This is a genomic window from Aeromonas sp. R6-1, assembly GCF_040908165.1.
Taxonomy (GTDB): Bacteria; Pseudomonadota; Gammaproteobacteria; order Enterobacterales; family Aeromonadaceae; genus Aeromonas; species Aeromonas caviae.
This window is the reverse complement of sequence record NZ_JBFODF010000042.1, coordinates 62,828-81,850: the sequence shown is the minus strand read 5'-3', so window position 1 is coordinate 81,850 and position 19,023 is coordinate 62,828. Positions and strand designations below refer to the sequence as shown.

17 protein-coding genes are annotated in these 19,023 nt (G+C 64.8%); 8 read left to right on the top strand and 9 right to left on the bottom strand.

The window, feature by feature from the left end:
• Positions 1–12: 12 nt before the first annotated feature.
• The 3 genes from dapE to AB5Y68_RS12740 all read right to left on the bottom strand — a co-directional run bounded on the left by dapE (position 13) and on the right by AB5Y68_RS12740 (position 2,203).
• Positions 13–1,140: a succinyl-diaminopimelate desuccinylase gene (gene dapE / locus AB5Y68_RS12750; protein WP_039039875.1), complete on the bottom strand. Its 1,128-nt coding sequence runs from the start codon at positions 1,138–1,140 to the stop codon at positions 13–15.
• A 22-nt stretch (positions 1,141–1,162) separates the two neighbouring features.
• Positions 1,163–1,513 (bottom strand): ArsC family reductase, encoded by a 351-nt coding sequence (locus AB5Y68_RS12745; protein WP_039039874.1) that lies wholly within the window; start codon positions 1,511–1,513, stop codon positions 1,163–1,165.
• 375 nt (positions 1,514–1,888) lie between these two features.
• The gene (locus tag AB5Y68_RS12740) at positions 1,889–2,203 is read right to left on the bottom strand and encodes a hypothetical protein (protein WP_010674057.1); all 315 of its coding nucleotides are present in this window, start codon (positions 2,201–2,203) and stop codon (positions 1,889–1,891) included.
• 285 nt (positions 2,204–2,488) lie between these two features.
• Between AB5Y68_RS12740 and dcuC the strand changes: the two genes are divergently transcribed.
• Both dcuC and AB5Y68_RS12730 read left to right on the top strand, forming a co-directional pair.
• Complete coding sequence (dcuC, locus tag AB5Y68_RS12735) at positions 2,489–3,865, top strand: C4-dicarboxylate transporter DcuC (protein ID WP_039039873.1); 1,377 nt, start codon at positions 2,489–2,491, stop codon at positions 3,863–3,865.
• 137 nt (positions 3,866–4,002) lie between these two features.
• Positions 4,003–5,142, top strand: a complete 1,140-nt coding sequence (locus AB5Y68_RS12730) for a M20 family metallopeptidase (protein ID WP_039039872.1) — start codon at positions 4,003–4,005, stop codon at positions 5,140–5,142.
• Between the two features lie 70 nt (positions 5,143–5,212).
• On the opposite strand, the gene AB5Y68_RS12725 is transcribed toward AB5Y68_RS12730, so the two are convergent.
• From AB5Y68_RS12725 to asnS, 3 genes are all read right to left on the bottom strand, one after another.
• Entirely contained in the window at positions 5,213–5,869 is a 657-nt protein-coding gene (locus tag AB5Y68_RS12725) for a hypothetical protein (protein ID WP_039039871.1), read from the bottom strand.
• Between the two features lie 133 nt (positions 5,870–6,002).
• Positions 6,003–7,346, bottom strand: coding sequence for an anaerobic C4-dicarboxylate transporter (locus tag AB5Y68_RS12720; RefSeq protein WP_039039870.1), 1,344 nt, complete (start codon positions 7,344–7,346; stop codon positions 6,003–6,005).
• A gap of 353 nt (positions 7,347–7,699) precedes the next feature.
• Entirely contained in the window at positions 7,700–9,100 is a 1,401-nt protein-coding gene (gene asnS / locus AB5Y68_RS12715) for an asparagine--tRNA ligase (RefSeq protein ID WP_039039869.1), read from the bottom strand.
• 237 nt (positions 9,101–9,337) lie between these two features.
• On the opposite strand from asnS, the gene AB5Y68_RS12710 reads away from it, so the two are divergent.
• The gene (locus AB5Y68_RS12710) at positions 9,338–9,643 is read left to right on the top strand and encodes a hypothetical protein (RefSeq protein ID WP_201901582.1); all 306 of its coding nucleotides are present in this window, start codon (positions 9,338–9,340) and stop codon (positions 9,641–9,643) included.
• On the opposite strand, the gene AB5Y68_RS12705 is transcribed toward AB5Y68_RS12710, so the two are convergent.
• Complete coding sequence (locus AB5Y68_RS12705) at positions 9,631–10,452, bottom strand: HAMP domain-containing protein (protein ID WP_042865183.1); 822 nt, start codon at positions 10,450–10,452, stop codon at positions 9,631–9,633. The two genes, AB5Y68_RS12710 and AB5Y68_RS12705, sit on opposite strands and share 13 nt — an antisense overlap.
• A gap of 135 nt (positions 10,453–10,587) precedes the next feature.
• Complete coding sequence (bioA, locus tag AB5Y68_RS12700; protein WP_368207225.1) at positions 10,588–11,862, bottom strand: adenosylmethionine--8-amino-7-oxononanoate transaminase; 1,275 nt, start codon at positions 11,860–11,862, stop codon at positions 10,588–10,590.
• Between the two features lie 193 nt (positions 11,863–12,055).
• Between bioA and bioB the strand changes: the two genes are divergently transcribed.
• The 5 genes from bioB (at position 12,056) to htpX (ending at position 16,905) form a co-directional block, all read left to right on the top strand.
• Positions 12,056–13,144 (top strand): biotin synthase BioB, encoded by a 1,089-nt coding sequence (gene bioB, locus AB5Y68_RS12695; RefSeq protein ID WP_368207223.1) that lies wholly within the window; start codon positions 12,056–12,058, stop codon positions 13,142–13,144.
• Complete coding sequence (gene bioF, locus AB5Y68_RS12690) at positions 13,141–14,337, top strand: 8-amino-7-oxononanoate synthase (RefSeq protein ID WP_368207221.1); 1,197 nt, start codon at positions 13,141–13,143, stop codon at positions 14,335–14,337. The genes bioB and bioF overlap by 4 nt, the downstream gene beginning before the upstream one ends.
• On the top strand, positions 14,327–15,130 hold the full coding sequence (gene bioC, locus AB5Y68_RS12685) for a malonyl-ACP O-methyltransferase BioC (RefSeq protein WP_041212694.1): 804 nt from the start codon (positions 14,327–14,329) through the stop codon (positions 15,128–15,130). The genes bioF and bioC overlap by 11 nt, the downstream gene beginning before the upstream one ends.
• Positions 15,131–15,238: 108 nt before the next feature.
• The gene (gene bioD / locus AB5Y68_RS12680; RefSeq protein WP_041215555.1) at positions 15,239–15,919 is read left to right on the top strand and encodes a dethiobiotin synthase; all 681 of its coding nucleotides are present in this window, start codon (positions 15,239–15,241) and stop codon (positions 15,917–15,919) included.
• A 113-nt stretch (positions 15,920–16,032) separates the two neighbouring features.
• Positions 16,033–16,905, top strand: a complete 873-nt coding sequence (gene htpX, locus AB5Y68_RS12675; protein WP_010674070.1) for a protease HtpX — start codon at positions 16,033–16,035, stop codon at positions 16,903–16,905.
• Positions 16,906–16,985: 80 nt separating this feature from the next.
• Here the strand turns inward: htpX and AB5Y68_RS12670 are convergent, their stop codons facing one another.
• Positions 16,986–18,788: an MOSC N-terminal beta barrel domain-containing protein gene (locus tag AB5Y68_RS12670; RefSeq protein WP_039039862.1), complete on the bottom strand. Its 1,803-nt coding sequence runs from the start codon at positions 18,786–18,788 to the stop codon at positions 16,986–16,988.
• Positions 18,789–19,023: the final 235 nt, after the last annotated feature.

Below are 19,023 nucleotides of genomic sequence, written 5' to 3'. Positions count from 1 at the left end.
CCGGAGCGCTGCTCATGCCAGCAGTCGTGCCAGCACCCCTTGGTACATGTCCGCCAGCAGATCCAGATCGTCCGCCTTCACGCACTCGTTCACCTTGTGGATGGTGGCGTTGACCGGGCCGAGCTCGATGACTTCCGCCCCGGTGGGAGCGATGAAGCGCCCATCGGACGTGCCCCCCGTGGTGAGCAGGGCCGGCTGCTGGCCGTTCACTGCCGCCACGGCGGCGACGGTGGCTTCCAGCAGGGCGCCGGTGTCGGTCAGGAAGGGCTGGCCGGAGAGGGTCCACTTCAGCTCGAAGTCCAGGCCGTGACGGGTCAGCAGCGCCTCGACCCGTTCGCGGATAGCCGCATCGGTGAGCTCGGTGCTGAAGCGGAAGTTGAACTGGACCTGCAACTCCCCCGGAATGACGTTGGAGGCGCCGGTGCCGCCCTGGATGTTGGCGATCTGGAAGCTGGTGGGGGGGAAGTAGGCGTTGCCCTTGTCCCACTCGATGGCGGCGAGCTCCGCCAGCGCCGGAGCCGCCTTGTGGATGGGGTTGTCCGCCAGATGGGGGTAGGCGACGTGGCCCTGCACCCCGCGCACCAGCAGATCGCCGGTGATGGAGCCGCGACGGCCGTTCTTCACCACGTCCCCGACCTGGGCGGTGGAGGAGGGTTCGCCGACGATGCACCAGCGGATCTTCTCGTTGCGTGCCTCCAGGGTGTCGATGACGCGCACCGTGCCGTTGATGAAGGGCCCCTCTTCATCCGAGGTGATGAGAAACGCGATGGAGCCCTTGTGGTCCGGGTGCTCGGCCACGAAGCGCTCGGTCGCCACCACCATGGCGGCCAGAGACCCCTTCATGTCGGCGGCGCCCCGGCCATGGAGCATGCCGTCCTTGATGGTCGGCTCGAATGGCGGGGTGTCCCACTTCTCCAGGGGGCCGGCGGGCACCACGTCGGTGTGGCCGGCGAAGCAGAAGAGGGGACCCTCGCTGCCACGGCGTGCCCAGAGGTTGGTGGTGTCCTCAAAGACCATGGGTTCGATGACGAACCCCAGGCGCGCGAGGCGCTCCGCCATCAGGGTCTGGCACCCTTCATCCAGGGGGGTCACGGAGGGGCGGCTGATCAGATCCTTGGCCAGTGTGATGACGTCCGACATCGGTGTTCCTTAACAGAAAAAGTTAACGGGAGAAGAGGGATTGATAGAGGTCTGCCTTGAAGCCCAGGGTCAGGGTGCCGTCCTGGTCCAGCAGCGGGCGCTTGATCATGGCCGGGTGGGCCAGCAGCAGGTCACGGGCCTTGGCGGTGTCGAGCCCCTGTTTTTCTGCTTCCGGCAGGGCGCGGAAGGTGGTGCCACGGGTGTTGAGCAGGGCTTCCCAGCCCAGCTTGGCGAGCCAGAGATCGAGCTGCTCCGGGCTCAGACCGTCGGCGCGGTGATCGTGAAAGCGGTAATCGATACCCGCCTCCTCCAGCCACTTGCGGGCCTTCTTGATGGTGTCGCAGTTCTTGATGCCATAGAGGGTGGTGGCCATGGGGGATCCTTTGTCTGCGGGCCGGCGGCCCTGAAATCGTGCAAGGGCCCGATTCTGGCATTGTGGCCCCCCCATGGCAACGCTCATGGCCGGATGGGCTGGTTTTACCAGTCAGGCCGAATGGAGAAGGGAGGGGGCCGCGCGCCAGCACACGCTGGTCTGGGACGGGATGCGCTGCGGTATCAAAGGGGGAGACCGGGGGCAGGAGGCCCTTATGCTGCACGCCTGGCCGGATAGGACGACAGGGGGCAGGGCGCCTCACAGGGAAGCACACCTGGCCGGATGGGGCCGCTGGGGCCGGGGAAGAAACGGTGGGGGCCAAAAACCAGAACGCGCCTGCTGGTATGGGCGCGTTCCGGATTCAGGGGGCGGCACTCAGTGCAGGGTGGTCCACTCGTGATCGAAGACCCGTGCCCGCTCCCAGGGGGCATCCGGCAGGCTGGAGGAGAGGCCGGCGTATTTGCCCACGTCATCCATCACGATGGCGGAGAGAATGGGCAGGTGATTTTCGGTGCAATACATGCGGATGCGTTGCAGCAGGGTGCGCAGTTCATCCTGGCACTGCTCCAGCCCGGCCTGCCTGGCCAGTTTGGAGTAACGAATGGTGGTGCGTTCCTTTGCAGACTCGACGAGGATGTCCCACAGCTTGCAGTCGCAGGTCGGGGTGCCTGCGGTGGCTTGGTTTGTCATAACTCTCTCCGGTGCGAAATGGTCGCTCTGTGTCGACGGGCATCTTGGCCAGTTCACCCCGGCGGGATGTTGATCCAACGCAAACAAAGTGGCGGTTGTCGGTCAGGGATACCCTGGGGAGCATTCTAGATCCAGTTCCTTGATGTTAAATGTCGTTTTTAGTTTTATTTTTGGAGTAAAAATCTACAACCGTTTGCTTTTTCCATCTTTATTGATGGTGATCAAGAGGAAAGGGGAGATCCCCCACTAGATTGCGCTTCTCGATAATCTTGTCAGGAGTGCACCTTGGAACTCGTCTTCGTCTTGCTCGTGCTGATCGCCGTGGTCTACGGCATCATCAAGGATTACAACCCGCAGGCGGTGCTGGCGCTGGCGGGCATGGCCCTCTTCACCGTCGCCTACTGGCTGGGACTGCACCCCATTCTGCCCGCGGACAAGAGCACCGGCTTCGCCCTGTTCGATCTGTTTGAGGTGTTCAAGGGGATCTTCTCCTACCGGGCGGCGGGCCTTGGCCTCACCATCATGGCGGTGGCGGGCTTTGCCACCTACATGTCCCACATCGGCGCCTCCCAGGCCCTGGTGCGGGTGGCGGTCAAGCCGGTGGCGGGCATCCAGTCCAGCTACCTGATGCTGGCCATCTGCTACCTGGTGGCGGTCTTCGTCTCCCTGTTCGTCACCTCTGCCACCGGCCTCGGCCTGCTGTTGATGGTCACCATGTACCCGGTGATGCGCAACCTCGGCATCAGCCCGGCTTCCGCCTGCGGCGTCATCGCCACCTCCCAGGCGTTCGAAATCGGCCCGACCCAGACCAACGCCATCTTCTCCGCCGGCCAGTCCGGCATGGATCCGACCAGTTATTTCGTCGACTACCAGATCTGGCTGGTGGCTCCCATGCTGCTGGTGACCATGGTGCTGCACTTCTTCTGGCAGCGGCACTGTGACCGCCAGGAGGGCTGGGATCCGGCCCTGCATCGCGGCGAACACGCGGAGCTTGACGAGCAGGGGGCGGACGAGGTGGCCGCGCCAACCTGGTACGGCCTGCTGCCCATCATCCCCTTCGTGCTGATGATGACCTTCTCCAAGCTGCTGGTGACCAGCATCAGCGTCAGCGTGGAGGTGGCCATGCTGCTGTCGGTCTTTATCGGCATGCTGTGCGAGCTGCTGCGCACCCGCTCGGTGCGCACCGCCTTCGCGGGGCTGTCGAGCTTCCTCGACGGCATGGGCAAGGTGTTCGGCCCCGTGGTGGCGCTCATCGTCTGTGCCGAGCTCTTCGCCGAATCCCTCAAGGCTATCGGCGCCATCGACACCCTGCTGCACTCTGCCAGCAATGCCGGCATCGGCAGCGGCCTGATGACCCTGGTGATGGTGGGGCTCATCATGGTGGCGGCGGTCATCATGGGCTCTGGCAACGCGGCCTTCCTCAGTTTCTCCTCCCTGGCCCCCGCGGTGGCGGCCAAGTTTGGCGTGCCGGCGGTAACCATGCTGCTGCCGATGCAGCTCGCCTCCAGCATTGGTCGCACCGTCTCCCCCATCGCGGCGGTGCTCATCGCCTGTGCGGGCATCGCCAAGGTCTCTCCCTTCGTGGTGGTCAAGCGCACCAGCGTGCCCATGGCGGGGGCCCTGGTGACGGCGCTGCTCCTCAACTATCTGCTGTTCATGTAAAGGCTCTGGTGTAGAGGCGGCGGCCAGTTGATCCACGCTGGCCGACCGCCGTTGACGAGGCGGCGCCGAGTGCCCGCCCACTCTTATCGTTGCAAAAACAGTCTGTGTTTTACGCAGATTGTTCCATGGAGAAGACAATGAACGACCTCAAGCGCCCGTTTTCACTCGATACCTATCTGGCGGATCTGGCCCCGCTCATCAACCTCGACTGCGGCACCCGCACCCCGGCCGGGGTGGCCCGGGTCGCCGACATCATGACCGAGAAATATGAAGCCATCGGCTGGCAGGTGACCCGCCACCAGTTTGCCGCCGAGTGCGGCCCTTGCCTGGAGGCAACCAATGCCCCGGGGGCGGAGCACTACGATGTCATGCTGGTGGGCCACATGGACACCGTCTTCCCCGAGGGGACGGCGGCCAAACGCCCGCTGAAAGTCGAAGGCAATCAGGCCTTTGGCCCCGGCGTCTCGGACATGAAGAGCGGCCTGCTCTCTACCTGGTATGCCTTGAAAGAGCTGGACCCGGCCGTGCTGGCCAGGCTCAAGGTGCTGGTCTGCTGCAACTGCGACGAGGAGATAGGCTCCCCCTGGTCCAAGGAGTGGCTGGTGGAGCGAGCCAGACAGAGCGGCTGCGTGCTGGTGGCCGAGGCGGCGCGCCCGAGCGGGGATCTCATCAGCGCCCGCAAGGGCAATGCCAAGTACCGCATCACCTTCCACGGCAAGGCCTCCCATGCGGGCTCTGCCCTGGCACAAGGGATCTCCGCCATCACGGAGCTGGCCCACTGGGTGCTTGCCATCAACGAACAGGTCAACATGGAAACCGGCACCACCATGAACGTGGGGGTGGTGCAGGGGGGCACCGGCGTCAACGTGGTGCCCGACTTTGCCGAGGCGATCGTGGATCTGCGCTTCTGGCGCAACGAAGAGGCGCAGGCGGTGCACGACCGGCTCACCTTCATGGCCAACAACCCCTTCCTCGCCGGTTGCCGGGTCGAGGTGGCGCGCCAGAGCTTCAAGCCCGCGATGCGCCCGAGCGGCGACACCGAGGCCCTGATGGCACTGGTGGAGGCGGCAGGCAGGGAGGAGGGCGTCCCCTTCACCTGGCTGGAGGCCGGTGGCGGCTCCGATGCCAACTTCACCGCGGCGGCCGGGGTGCCGTCCCTCGATGGCTTCGGCCCCATGGGGGGCGGCTTCCACTCGGAGGCGGAGTTCCTGCTGCTGGAGAGCATCGAGCCGCGCATCCGCCTGCTTAAGCGGGTGCTGGGCAAGCTGGCCAAATAGGTCAACGTTAAGGACAAGCAAAACGGGAGGCCAGCGCCTCCCGTTTTTTATGTGTCGCCCTCGTGAGACGTCATCCCTCGTCCTCCAGCAGATAGGCGAGGTGCTCCTGGCGCGCCACCTGCCAGTGGCCGAGCGTCAGCGGCGCCGTAAACCCGGGGCCGTCGGTCACCATGGTGTGGTACTCCCCCTGCTCGCCGCAGGCATCGAAGCCATCCCGATCCGCCAGTTGCTGCAGATCGCTGAGGGTGCCAGCATCGAGCCTGCGCCCCACCCACTCGGGGGCCAGTACCCGGGTATCGACGCAGGAGAGGTGGGCGACGATGCCGCGGGCCAGCATGTCCGCCAGCAACGCCTCGCGGGGTTGTTGCCAGAGCGGGGTGTGAACGGTGAGCCCCAGGGGGCGACAGCGCTCGCGGATCCAGTTCGGCGCGCCCCCCACGCTGTCGATGTCGCCGGTGACGACCCCATCGAGTTGCCACTCCTCTTTCAATGCCGCCAGGGCCCGCTCATAACCGAGATCGAACGGCGCCTCGATGGTGACCAGCCGATGGGGCAGTGCGAGGGCCGCCGCCTGACGGCGAACCTGTGACAGGGGATGGGCGAGAAAGCGGGGCGCTGGCGGGGCAAAGGTGATCAGGGCCACCACCTGATGGCCCGCTTCCCGGGCGTGGCAGAGGGCCTGCACGGCATCTTTGCCGCCGCTCCAGAGCAGGATGACGCGAGACATGGGGAGATTCCGCAAAGAAAAGAGGGGCCATGCTACCCAGAGTGCGGGCGGTTGGCAAAGCAGTATGGTGTGCGCCAAAAAGCACAGGCCCCCGTGCGGGGGCCTGTGGTAGTGATTGATCAGCGAGCGCCGGTCAGAGCAGGATGCTGGTCAGGATGAAGCCCAGGGTACAGGAGGTCACTACCCCGATGAGGCCCGGAATGATGAAGCTGTGGTTGATGATGAACTTGCCGATGCGGGTAGTGCCGGAGCGGTCGAAGCCGATGCAGGCGAGATCGCTCGGGTAGGTCGGCAGCACGAAGTAGCCGTAGCTCGCCGGCAGGAAGGCGATGAGCAGTTTGGGTTCGACCCCCAGCGCCAGCCCCATGGGGGCGATGGCGGTGAGCGCCGCGGCCTGGCTGTTCACCAGCTTGGAGATGAGGAAGAGCACCAGGGCGTAGGTCCAGGGCTGGGCCTGTACCACGTGGGCCAGGGTCTCCTTGAGCAGCGGCATGTGGGCCTGGAAGAAGGTTTCGCTCATCCAGGCGACCCCGAACACGGAGAAGATGGCGACCATGCCCGCCTTGAAGACGGCGCCGTTGGCGATCTCCCCCGGCTTGACCTTGCAGCGCATCAGGATGATGGCGCCGGCGATCAGCATCATCATCTGGATCACCAGGTTCATGGAGAGGGGGCCTGTCTTCTCCTTGATGGTGAAGACGGGGCGCAGCGCCTCATCGGCCCCCAGCAGCACCACGGCAGCGATGGCGGCGAAGAAGATCCAGGTGGACCAGTAGGCCTCTTTCGGGAACTTGGTGTTGAGCAGGGTTTCACCACCGCCGTAGATGAAGTCCCGCTGCGCAGGGTCCTTGATCTTGGCCTGGAACTCCTCGTCCTTGTCCAGATCCTTGCCGCGGCGCAGGCTCCACAGGGCTGCCATCATGACCCCCGTGAGAGAGGAGGGGATGGCGACCATCAGGATGTCGAGCAGACCGTAGGCCTGACCCACGCCGTGAGCCGCCGCCAGGATGGAGACCATGGAGACCACGGCCACCGAGACCGGCGAGGCGCAGATGGCCATCTGGGAGGCAACGGACGCCACTGCCATGGGGCGCTCCGGGCGGATGTTCTTCTGCAGCGCGATGTCGGCGATGATGGGGAACATGGTGTAGACCACGTGGCCGGTGCCGCACAGGAAGGTGAGGGTCCAGGTCGTGAGCGGCGCCAGCAGGGTGATGTACTGGGGGTGGCGGCGCAGCAGACGCTCGGCCACCTGCATCATCAGGTTGAGACCGCCGGCGGTCTGCAGGGTGGCGGCGCAGCCAATGACCGCCAGTATGGTCAGCATCACCTGTACCGGCGGCTCGCCCGGCACCAGGCCGAAGACGAAGGTCAGCAGGAACAGACCGATACCGCTGATAAGACCCAGCCCCATGCCCCCGAAGCGGGTACCCAGCAGCAAGCAGCCGAGTACCACCAAAAATTCCATCAAGATCATTCCATTACCTCGTGTGTTTTATCCATGTCCCCATCGGCCAGCTGCCCGGGATCCGCTGTCATCAATTACCCCTGAAGGGTTAATGGATATTTTGTCACCCCTAAAGGGGTAAAAAATTGCGTTGCTTCAACAACCGGCTTTTTTCCGATTTAAGTGCATAAAAACTACGGTTCAGCCCTTGAACAGGGGGCCGCTTCCTGGCGCACACCAGATAAATGACGGGATAGGTGGGGGAGCGCACAGGGTTGGGCATGCAAAAGGCGGGAATAACGGGGGCGGGAAGAGCGAGGCGGGCATAAAAAAAGCCGACCCCGGGGGGTCGGCTTTTGCACGGTGCGAGTGGGCGGGTCGCCTTAGAACTCGGCAGTGCGGGGAGTACGGGGGAAGGGGATCACGTCGCGCACGTTGCCCATGCCGGTCACGTAGACCACCAGGCGTTCGAAGCCCAGACCGAAGCCGGAGTGGGGCACGGTGCCGTAGCGACGCAGATCGCGGTACCACCAGTAGTCTTCCTTGTTCAGACCCATCTCGGCCAGACGGGCATCCAGCACCTCGAGACGCTCTTCACGCTGGGAGCCGCCGATGATCTCGCCGATCCCCGGGGCCAGTACGTCCATGGCGGCAACGGTCTTGCCGTCGTCGTTGAGGCGCATGTAGAAGGCCTTGATGTCTTTCGGGTAGTTCTTCACCACCACCGGGGACTTGAAGTGCTCCTCGGCCAGGTAGCGCTCGTGCTCGGAGGAGAGATCGATGCCCCAGGAGACCGGGAACTCGAAGCTCTTGCCGCAGTTTTGCAGCACGTCGATGGCGTCGGTGTAGTCAATCTGGGCGAAGTCGGAGGCGACGAAGCGCTCCAGACGGCCGATGGCGTCCTTGTCCACGTGCTGGGCGAAGAACTCCAGATCGTCGCGGCGCTCGGTCAGCACGGCGTTGAAGACGTACTTCAGCATGGCTTCGGCCAGGGCGGCGTTGTCTTCCAGATCGGCAAAGGCCACTTCCGGCTCCACCATCCAGAACTCGGCCAGGTGGCGGCTGGTGTTGGAGTTTTCGGCGCGGAAGGTCGGGCCGAAGGTGTAGACCTTGGACAGGGCGCAGGCGTAGGTTTCGACGTTCAGCTGGCCGGACACGGTCAGGAAGGTCTCCTTACCGAAGAAGTCCTTGTCGTAGTCCACCTTGCCTTCGGGGGTGCGCGGCAGGTTTTCCATGTCCAGGGTGGAGACGCGGAACATCTCGCCGGCCCCTTCGGTGTCGGAGGCGGTGATGAGGGGCGCCGCGATCCAGAGGTAGCCCTGTTCGTGGAAGAAGCGGTGAATGGCCTGGGAGAGGCAGTTGCGCACCCGGGTCACGGCACCGACAATGTTGGTGCGGGCACGCAGGTGGCCCTGCTCGCGCAGGTACTCGATGCTGTGGCGCTTGGCAGACATGGGGTAGGTGTCCGGATCTTCGACCCAGCCCACCACCTTGACCTCGGTGGCCTGCAGTTCGAACGCCTGGCCGCTGCCCTGGGACTCGACCACGGTGCCGGTCACTTCGACGGAGCAAGCTGTGGTCAGACGTTGCACTTCATTCTCGTAATTGGCCAGGGTATTGGGGGCGACGGCCTGCACCGGATGGAAGCAGGAGCCATCGGAAACGGCCAAAAATGAGATCCCCGCCTTGGAATCGCGGCGGGTCCGGATCCACCCTTTCACAGTCAGGGTGGTGCCGACCGAATACTTACCGGCCAGCACATCAACTACGGATGCGTGCGTCATCGAAATATTGTCTCCAGCTTGTTCTTGCAGCGCTATTTGCAACACTAGGGGTCTGGCCCGGGCGCAGTTGGCCCACCATGGCAGACTAAGCCGTTCATCTTACCCGCGCAGGTTTGATAAACAAGCAAAAATGTCGGACCCTTGCGGGGATTTCCCCATGCATCGTGCATGGATCATGGCGGCTGGACGGGGGTGAGGGTGAAGGAGCGCAGGCGGGGGCCGGATGGCTGGATACGGATGTTGCAGGGGCTGGTGATCCTCTGCTGGGGCGGCTTTGTCGCCCTGCTCTCCCTCTATCACTTCGCCCGGCCAGAGGTGGCTTACGGCTTTCTGGTCTATGGGGGCGTCAAGGTGCGCCAGAGCTGGGACCCCCTGCTCACCCCCTGGCTGGAGCGCGGGCTCTGGGGTTGCTGCCTGCTGACCCTGGTGGTGCTGGTGCTGGCCCGTGGCCGCAGCCGTCGGCAGGAAGATGCCCGCCACGTCAATCTCTTCATCCTGCTGCTGATCCTGGTGGCCTGCCTGCTGCTTTACTACCGGGGCTGAGGGCGGTCGCCGTCATCCAGCCCCTGAGAGGCGGGGCGTTTGCCTATCTGGCGCTCCACGCTGTCGAGCATCTGGTTGTAGGCGAGCGCCACCCGGCCAATCTCGTCCCCTTCATCCCCCTCCAGCCTGTGGCCGAAGTCGTTGCGATCGGTGGCCTCCTCCATGGAACGGGTCAGCTGGTTGAGGGGGCGGACTATCCAGGTGCGGATGACCCAGAGGGTGAGCAGGAGTCCCAGCCCGAAGATGAGGGTGAGACTCAGGGCCGAGGTGAGGATGTTCTGCTCCACCCGGGTAAACAGGGTGTCGAGGGAGTAGTCAAAACGCACCGCTCCCAGCACGGTGTTTTCCGGCACCTGGTGGCAGCTGGTGCAGTCGGTACCGCGAAAATCCTTTCTGGCCAGCAGCGGGCGGGTCACCACCAGCCGGCTGTGCATGCCGTCATGCTCTACCTCCAGGCTCCCCTTGCCCGCCAGCGCCAGGGCATCAAACCTGTCCTTCGGGGCCTCGTCGTCACGGCCCGGCCCGTACTGCTTGTTGACCGCCGCCCCGCGCACGATGCGGGCATCTTCCACGTGGGCGTGATCGAGAAACTTGGCGCGCAGGGTGTCGCGGGCGTCCATCTTGCCAGTCAGCATCAGCATGTTGAGGCCATCGAAGTAGGCCTCGGTCTGCTCGCGGCTCTGTTCCTTGATGAGGGTCAGGATGAGGTCACGCTCGCGCACCGCCTGATAGGCCGCAGAAAACACCAACACCATGGAGAAGATGAAGAGCAGGAAGAAGTTGATCTTGGCAGCAATGGAGAGGCGCATGGGACTGGTACATCTGTTGGGTAAAACCCGCGCAGTCTACTCTCCTCGCCGGACGGGTTTTGGTGTCTTGCTCACATTCTGATGAAAAAGCGCCAAAAGGCCCTGCGTTCTCATGCAGGGCCCGTTCATCCGGACTCAATATTCGCCGATGGTGATGGCCTCGTGGATGGCGCCGGTCAATACCCGCAGCTCTTCAGGGGTGATGACGAAGGGGGGCATCAGGTAGATGAGCTTGCCAAAGGGACGGATCCAGGCGCCCAGCTCCACGAACTTGCGCTGGATGCGCGCCACGTCCACCCGCTCCTTCATCTCCACCACCCCGATGGCGCCGAGCACCCGCACATCCGCCACCGCCGGGTGCAGGGTCAGCTCCACCAGTTCGGTTTTGAGTTGGTGTTCGATGGCTTGCACCCGCGCCTGCCACGGGGAGGCGAGCAGCAACTCGATGGAGGCGTTGGCCACCGCGCAGGCGAGCGGGTTGCCCATGAAGGTAGGGCCGTGCATGAAGACGCCTGCTTTGCCGTCACACACGGTACGAGCCACATGCTCGGTCGTGAGCGTGGCCGACAGCGTCAGATAGCCACCGGTGAGCGCCTTGCCCAGACACATGATGTCGGGGCTGATCCCCGCCCAGTCGCAGGCAAAGAGCTGGCCGGTGCGGCCAAAGCCGGTGGCGATTTCATCTGCTATGAGCAGCACGCCGAACTCGTCGCACAGGGCGCGCACCCACTGCAGGTAGCGGGGGTGGTAGAAGCGCATGCCGCCCGCCCCCTGGACGATGGGTTCGAGCACGATGGCGGCAATTTCCTCGTGATGATCCGCCACCAGGGTGGCCAGCTCCACCACGCTCTGCTCGTCCCACTGGGCGTGGAAGCGGCAGCTTGGCGCTTCGACGAAATGGTGTTCGGGCAGGAAGCCCTGGTAGAGCTCGTGCATGCCGCCATCCGGGTCGCACACGCTCATGGCGCCGAAGGTGTCGCCGTGATAGCCGCCCCGAAGGGCAACGAATTTGGCGCGGGGCGTCCCTTTGGCATGCCAGTACTGCTGGGCCATCTTGAGGGCCACCTCCACCGCCACCGAGCCGGAATCCGCCAGAAAGACCCGATCCAGCCCCTTCGGGGTGATTTCCACCAGTTTGCGGCAGAGCTCGACCGCCGGGGCATGGGTCAGGCCGCCAAACATCACGTGGGACATCTTGCCGAGCTGGGCGGTGGCGGCCGCGTCCAGTTCCAGCACCTGATAGCCGTGAACGCAGGCCCACCAGGAGCTCATGCCATCCACCAGCTCGCGCCCGTCCGTCAGGGTGAGGGTTACCCCTTTGGCGCTGGCCACTTCATAGCAGGGCAGGGGATGGGTGAGGGAGGTATAGGGGTGCCAGACGTGGTGCAGGTCGAATTCTTGATTGGTCATTTTATGTTCTATTGTCAATTGATTTGATCTGGTCGGTGTTGACAGTCTACGCGTGCTCTCTACACTAGCCAACAATTTCAGCCACTTGGCTTCGCGAACGCCCTGGCATCGCGCTGTCCAGCTGGCGGGTCTTGCGGCGAACGCTCTCTTGAGCGCGGCGCAGGATCCCACCAATAACAACCGGAAGCCATGTATGAATGCTCTCACCGCGGGTGCCCACGCCCTTCGTCACGACTGGACCCTGTCCGAGGTTCAGGATCTCTTTGCCCTGCCATTCAACGATCTGCTGTTCCAGGCCCAGACGGTGCACCGCGCCCATTTCGACCCGAACGAGGTGCAGGTAAGCACCCTGCTCTCCATCAAGACCGGGGCCTGCCCGGAAGATTGCAAATATTGTCCCCAGAGCGCTCGCTACCACACCGGGCTCGAGACCGAGCGGCTGATGGAGGTGGAAAAAGTGCTGGAGCGGGCCCGGGAGGCCAAGGCCAACGGCTCGTCCCGCTTCTGCATGGGGGCGGCCTGGCGCAACCCGAAAGAGAAGGACATGCCCTACATCCTGCGCATGATTGAAGAGGTGCGCGGGCTCGGCATGGAGACCTGCATGACGCTGGGGATGCTGACCGCCGATCAGGCGGCGCGTCTCGGGGCTGCTGGGCTCGATTACTACAACCACAACCTCGACACCTCGCCGGAGTTCTACGGCGACATCATCACCACCCGCACCTATCAGGACAGGCTCGACACCCTGGAGCATGTGCGCGGTGCCGGCATGAAGGTCTGCTCCGGCGGCATCGTCGGCATGGGGGAGCAGGCGAAAGATCGGGCGGGCCTCCTGATGGCGCTCGCCAATCTGCCGCGCCACCCGGAGAGCGTGCCCATCAACATGCTGGTCAAGGTGAAGGGGACGCCCCTGGAGAACCAGGAGAACCTGGACCCGTTCGAGTTTATCCGCACCATCGCCGTGGCGCGCATCATGATGCCGGCCTCCCACGTGCGCCTCTCCGCCGGGCGGGAGAAGATGAACGAGCAGATGCAGGCCATGTGCTTTATGGCCGGGGCCAACTCCATCTTCTACGGCTGCAAGCTGCTGACCACCCCCAATCCGGACGAGAACAGCGACATGCAGCTCTTCAAGCGCCTCGGCATCCGCCCCGCCGAGCGGGCCCAGAAGCCGGATCAGGTTCAAGAGGAGGAGCTGCTGGCCGAGGTGAACCGCCAGAGCGAGCCGAGCGAACTCTTCTACGATGCCACCCGTTCCCGCGCAGATGTCCTCCGTCCATGATGACGTCCGTTGTTACCGGCCCCTTTGCCCTGGGGGAGGCGCTGGCCGAGCGTGAACAGGCCACCCTGCTGCGCCGACGCACCCCGGTGGATGTGGCGAGCGGTGGGCGGATCCGGGTCGGGGGGCGTGATTACCTCAACGTCTCTGGCAACGACTACCTGGGCCTTGCGGGTCACCCCGCCATCAAGGCCGCCTTCACGGCGGGGGTGGCGCAATATGGCGCGGGGGCAGGTGCCTCGCCCCTGGTGACCGGCTACAGCCGCGCTCACCAGCAGCTGGAAGAGACGCTTGCCGACTGGCTCGGCGTGGAGGCGGTGCTGCTGTTCAACTGTGGCTTCTCCGCCAATCAGGCGGTGCTCAAGGCCCTGCTCGGCAAGGATCACCTGCTGTGGCAGGACAGGCTCAACCACGCCTCCCTGCAGGAGATGGGGAGCCAGCTCCCCTGCAAGATGAAGCGCTTTTGCCACAACGACATGGCGGCCCTTGAGCGGCTGCTTGAGCCAAACCGGGGCCTGATCGTCTCGGAAGGGGTCTTCAGCATGGACGGGGATCAGGCCCCCTGGACTGAGCTGGCCACACTCGCATCCCGAAGCGGCAACTGGCTGATGATTGACGATGCCCACGGCCTCGGCGTACTGGGTGCCGAGGGGCGCGGCACCCTGGCGGCCCAGGGGGTGAACCCGGCCGGCGTGCACATCCAGATGGGGACCTTCGGCAAGGCGCTCGGGGTGGCCGGCGCCTTTGTGGGCGGCAGTCGCGAGCTGGTGGAGTACCTGGTCAATTTTGCCCGCCACTATGTCTACAGCACCCATATGCCCCCCGCCCAGGCGTGCGCCGTGCGCCAGAGCATCGAGCTGGTACGCGTAGCCGACGAGGCCCGTGCCCATCTGGCTCGCCTTGTCGCCCGGTTCCGGCAGGGGGCGCAGGCGCTCGGCTGGCGGCTTGGGGCAAGCGATACCCCCATCCAGCCGCTGCTGGTGGGGGAGAGCGTCGCTGCCCTGCAACTGGCCGAGCGGCTGCGGGAGTGCGGTGTCTGGGCTGGCGCCATCCGCCCGCCCACGGTGCCGGTCGGCACGGCGCGCCTTCGCATCACCCTGTGCGCCGCCCATGGCGAAGATGACGTGGATCGCCTGCTCGAGGCCCTGGGGCCCCGCCCATCCACTGACGAGAGAGGGGGCGCCCATGGTACATGAGCGTTTCCAGTCGGTGGACAAGGCACAGCTCGCCCGCCGCTTCGGGGCGGCGGCCCGCCACTACGACGCCCACGCCCGCTTCCAGCAGGAGGTGGGGCAGTCGCTGCTGGCGCGCATGGACGAGGGGGGCGTGAAAGAGGTGCGCTCAGGGGCCGGGCTGGATCTGGGCTGCGGCACCGGTTTCTTCCTGCCTGCCCTGGCGCCGCGCTGCGAGACGCTGACCGGGCTGGATCTCGCACCCGGCATGCTGGCCCAGGCGGCCCTTCGCGGCAGCGGAGCCCGCCTGGTGTGCGGCGACGCGGAGGGGCTGCCCTTTGCCGACCAGAGCCTGGACTGGGTTTTCTCCAGCCTGGCCCTGCAGTGGTGTGAGAGGCCGGCCCAGGCCTTTGCCGAGCTCAACCGGGTGCTCAAACCCGGTGGCCAGGTCTTCTTCTCGACCCTGCTTTCGGGGTCACTGTGGCAACTGCGGGAGGCCTGGCGGGCCGTGGATGGTCGTGACCATGTCAATCGCTTCCTGACGTTGCCCCAGTTGCAGCAGGCGGCCCGTGACGGGGGCTTCGAGGCCCCGGCACTCTGCCCGCTGACCTGGTCCCTCGCCTACCCGGCGCTCAGCGGACTGCTGCGCGACCTCAAGGGGATAGGTGCGAGCCAGGTCAACGACGAGCGGTCTGCGGGCCTGGGCCATCGCCAGCGCCTGGTGCGACTGGGGGAGGCCTACGAGCGCCACCGTCAACCGGACGGCCTGCTGGCCGCCAGCTACGAGGTCTGCCTCGGGCGCCTGGTGCGGCGCTGACACAAAAAGACCCGGCGCACCCACCCCTTCAGCGGCAGGACGCGTGCCTGCCTTTCACCATGGATATCGGGGCGCCTCTGCGCCCCTGCACTGCATCGAGGAATCATCATGGGGACATCCTATTTCATCACGGGCACGGACACCGACGTGGGCAAAACCCTGGTGGCCCGCACCCTGTTGCTGGCGCTTGCCGCCAGAGGCATTCGCTGCGCCGGGTACAAACCGGTGTCGGCGGGCTGCACCCGCACCCCGGAGGGGCTTCGCAATCTGGATGCCTTGCTGTTGCAGCAGGCGGCCACGGTTGCGCTGCCCTACGAGCAGGTCAATCCCTATGCCTTCGAGCCGCCCATCGCCCCCCATATCGCCGCCCGTGAGCGGGGGGCGAGCATCCCCTTCGAGGGGCTGTCCGCCGGCTTGCGGGAGATTGAGGGCGCTGGGGCCGATCTCGTCATTGTCGAAGGGGCGGGGGGCTGGTTCCTGCCGCTGGATCATCAGCGTCTGCTCTCGGAGTGGGTCGCCCAGGAGCGGCTGCCGGTGATCCTGGTGGTGGGGGCCAGGCTGGGCTGCCTCAACCATGCCCTGCTCACCGTCAGCGCCATTCGCCAGCAGGGGTTGACCCTGGCGGGCTGGGTCATCAACCGGGTGGATCCGCACATGAGCCGCTACGAGGAGAACCTGGACACCTTGAAAGCCATGTTGCCGGCCCCATTTCTGGGGGAACTCCCCTTCGTGGACGCGGTGAATGAGGTGGATTTGCACCACTGTCTCGATGTGTCGCCCTTGCTCTGAGGCCAGACATTCAGCAAACATTCATCGAGTCTGTCTATTATCTGGGGCAAGTGTGGCATCGGTCGCCCCTGGGGCGCCCCGAACCATGCATCCATATCTCACAAGGAGTCAATATGAAGCGAATTATGCTATTCCTGGTGACCAACCTGGCCGTCATGCTGGTGCTGGGGGTGGTACTCAATATCCTGTTCTCGGTTCTGGGGATCAACAAGTCCAGCATTTCCGGTCTGTTGGTGTTCTGCGCCGTGTTCGGTTTTGGGGGTTCCTTTATCTCCTTGCTGATGTCCAAGTGGATGGCCAAGCGCAGCTATGGCGTCCAGGTCATCGAGCAGCCCCGCAACGAGACCGAGCACTGGCTGGTGAGCACTGTTGCCCGTCAGGCCCGTGAGGCTGGCATCAAGATGCCGGAAGTGGGGATCTACGACTCCCCCGAGATGAACGCCTTTGCCACCGGCGCCCGCCGTGACGACTCCCTCGTCGCCGTCTCCTCCGGTCTGCTCTACAGCATGAGCCGCGACGAGGCGGAAGCCGTGCTGGCCCACGAGGTGAGCCACGTGGCCAACGGCGACATGGTGACCCTGACCCTGATCCAGGGGGTGGTGAACACCTTCGTGATGTTCTTCGCCCGCATCGTGGCCGGCGTCATCAGCAACTTCTTCAGCTCCAACAACGAGGAAGAGAGCAGCAGCACCGGCGGTTTCGCCTACATGATCACCGTGTTCGTGCTGGAGATGGTGTTCGGCGTGCTCGCCTCCATCATCGTCATGTGGTTCAGCCGTCAGCGCGAGTTCCGTGCCGACGCCGGTGCCGCCAAGCTGGCCGGCCGCGACAAGATGATCGCCGCGCTCCAGCGTCTCGCCCGCGGTGCCGAGCCGCAGATGGAGGGTTCCATGATGGCGTTCGGCATCAACGGCAAGCGCTCCATGAGCGAGCTGTTCATGAGCCACCCGCCCATCGAGCAGCGCATCGCCGCCCTGCGTGGCTGATAGCCAGTCATCTAAAGAAAACGGCTGCCCTCGGGCAGCCGTTTTGCATTCCGGGGACGGGGTTTTGCCCCCCGATCACCCTATTTGATCACCAGATCCGTCAGGGGCACGGCGCAGCAGGTGAGGATCTTGCCCTCGGCACGCTCGGCGGCGCTGATGGCGGGGGCATCGGGGTGATCCACCTCGCCCGAGACCAGGGTCTGCTTGCAACTGCCGCAGATGCCGGCACGGCAGCTCCAGGGCAGCTCTACCCCCTGCTTGTTGGCCTGATCCAGCACGGTGCCCTGGTTGTTGCCCGCAAACTCCCGCTCGCCGATACGCAGTTGCACCGCCTGATGGGGACGGGCCACCGAGAGCAGGGCCCCGCCAAAGCTCTCCTGGCGGATGCGCCCGGCCGGTACGCCGAGGGCGGTCAGCCGGTTGGCTGCATCGGCCATGAAGCCGTGGGGGCCGCAGATGAACACCTCCCGCTCCTGCAAACCCCGGATCCGGCCCAGGTGATCGTCATTCAGACGGCCGCTGAGCCCCTGCCAGTGTTTGTCAGGCTGGCTCAGGATCAGGGTGAGGGTCATTCCCTGCTGCGCCATGGCGTGCAACTCGCTGGCGGCAGGAATGTCTGCCTCGCTGCGACACAGGTGCATGAAGTGGACGTCACCGAGCTCCCCCCGTAGTGCCAGAGTGCGGGCGATGGAGAGCATGGGGGTGACACCGGATCCCGCCGAGAGCAGCAGCAGCCTGCGCTCGGCTCCTAAGTGAAACTCGCCGGCCGGGGGGGCTGCCAGCAGGTGATCGCCCACTTTCAGCTCATGGTGCAGCCAGGGGGAGAGGCGGCCATCGGCCAGCTTCTTGACGCTGATGCTGTAACGCTCGGGCCGCTCCGGCGTGGAGCTCAGGGTGTAGCGGCGTTGAACCCGTGTGTTTTTGATATCGAGGCTGATGGGCAGGTGCTGGCCAGGCAGGTAGTCGGGCAGGGGCTCGCCGTCGGCGGCCTCGAACCAGAAGGTTTCCAGATCCCGGGCCAGGGGTTCTCGGGCGACGCACACCAGCTCCCGCTTTTTCGGGGCCGCGTTGGGGTAGACCGGCGCCCGGGCCCGCTCCAGCACCTCGATCTCGCTGCCCGCCTCAATCCACCCCTCGTTCAGGGCCACCAGATTCTGGCCGAAATAGACCTCACCATCTTCGCCACGGCGGTAGCGGGTGAGGGTGGCCAGCGGCTCTTTCAGGGCATTGAAGCGCTCCGTGCCTGCCTCCACTGTGGTCATGATGCAGCGACTGCACGGCTTGTCCACCCGAAACTCCACCTCGCCGATGCGGATCCGCTTCCAGCCATCTTCTTCGAAGGGGCGGGTGCCGCTCGCCACCAGGTTGGTACGAAACTGGCTCATCTGGTGCAAGGCATCGGATCTCAGGTTGAGATCCTCAAGGGAAGCCTGGCTGATGAGCAGCAAGGGGTAGCCGTCCGCAAAGCTCACCCGGGTGCCGGTCTTCTCCCGAAAACGATCGGATGCCTCCCCGAGCCAGAGCAGGCGCACCGGCTCCCTCGCCACCCGGCTCAGCCACTCATCGGCGTCGGGCCCGGTGTGCAGGGCGGTAAAGCGATCCCCCCAGACTCCGGTGTGCTGAGGGGCGCGACTGAACGCCGCCTCCATGAGGGCAAGGGGGGGCAGACCCGGATAGCGCAGTTGCAGCCCCCCCTCGACGGGGGTGGCCACCACCTGCTGCAACTGGGGATGGGTGCGGGCGGTGATAAAGGTGCCATCCGGTTTGACCACCATGTAGCGGCGATCCCCGGCAAGTCCCTCCTGGGTCACCCGGGCGCGCTCCAGCGGCATGCCTGCCGTCGATTTGATGGGGTAGAGATGTATGCTGGCGAGGGTCGGCATGTCCTGGTCCTTGTGCTGTGGCGATTCCTGTGAAGAGGGGAAGATAACGATTCCTGCCCCGGGCGGCAATCTTCTCCTGCTGCCCACGTCGAGGGCGGCGAGGGGGCTCGGGCGACAGGCCCGAATGGCTGCGGGGTGTGACGGGGATCCGGTTGTGAAGGGGGCGACCCATAAAGCGCAACATTTATTGATCCTGATCCACCATGTCGTACAAAAAACGGCCCATCATCGGGCC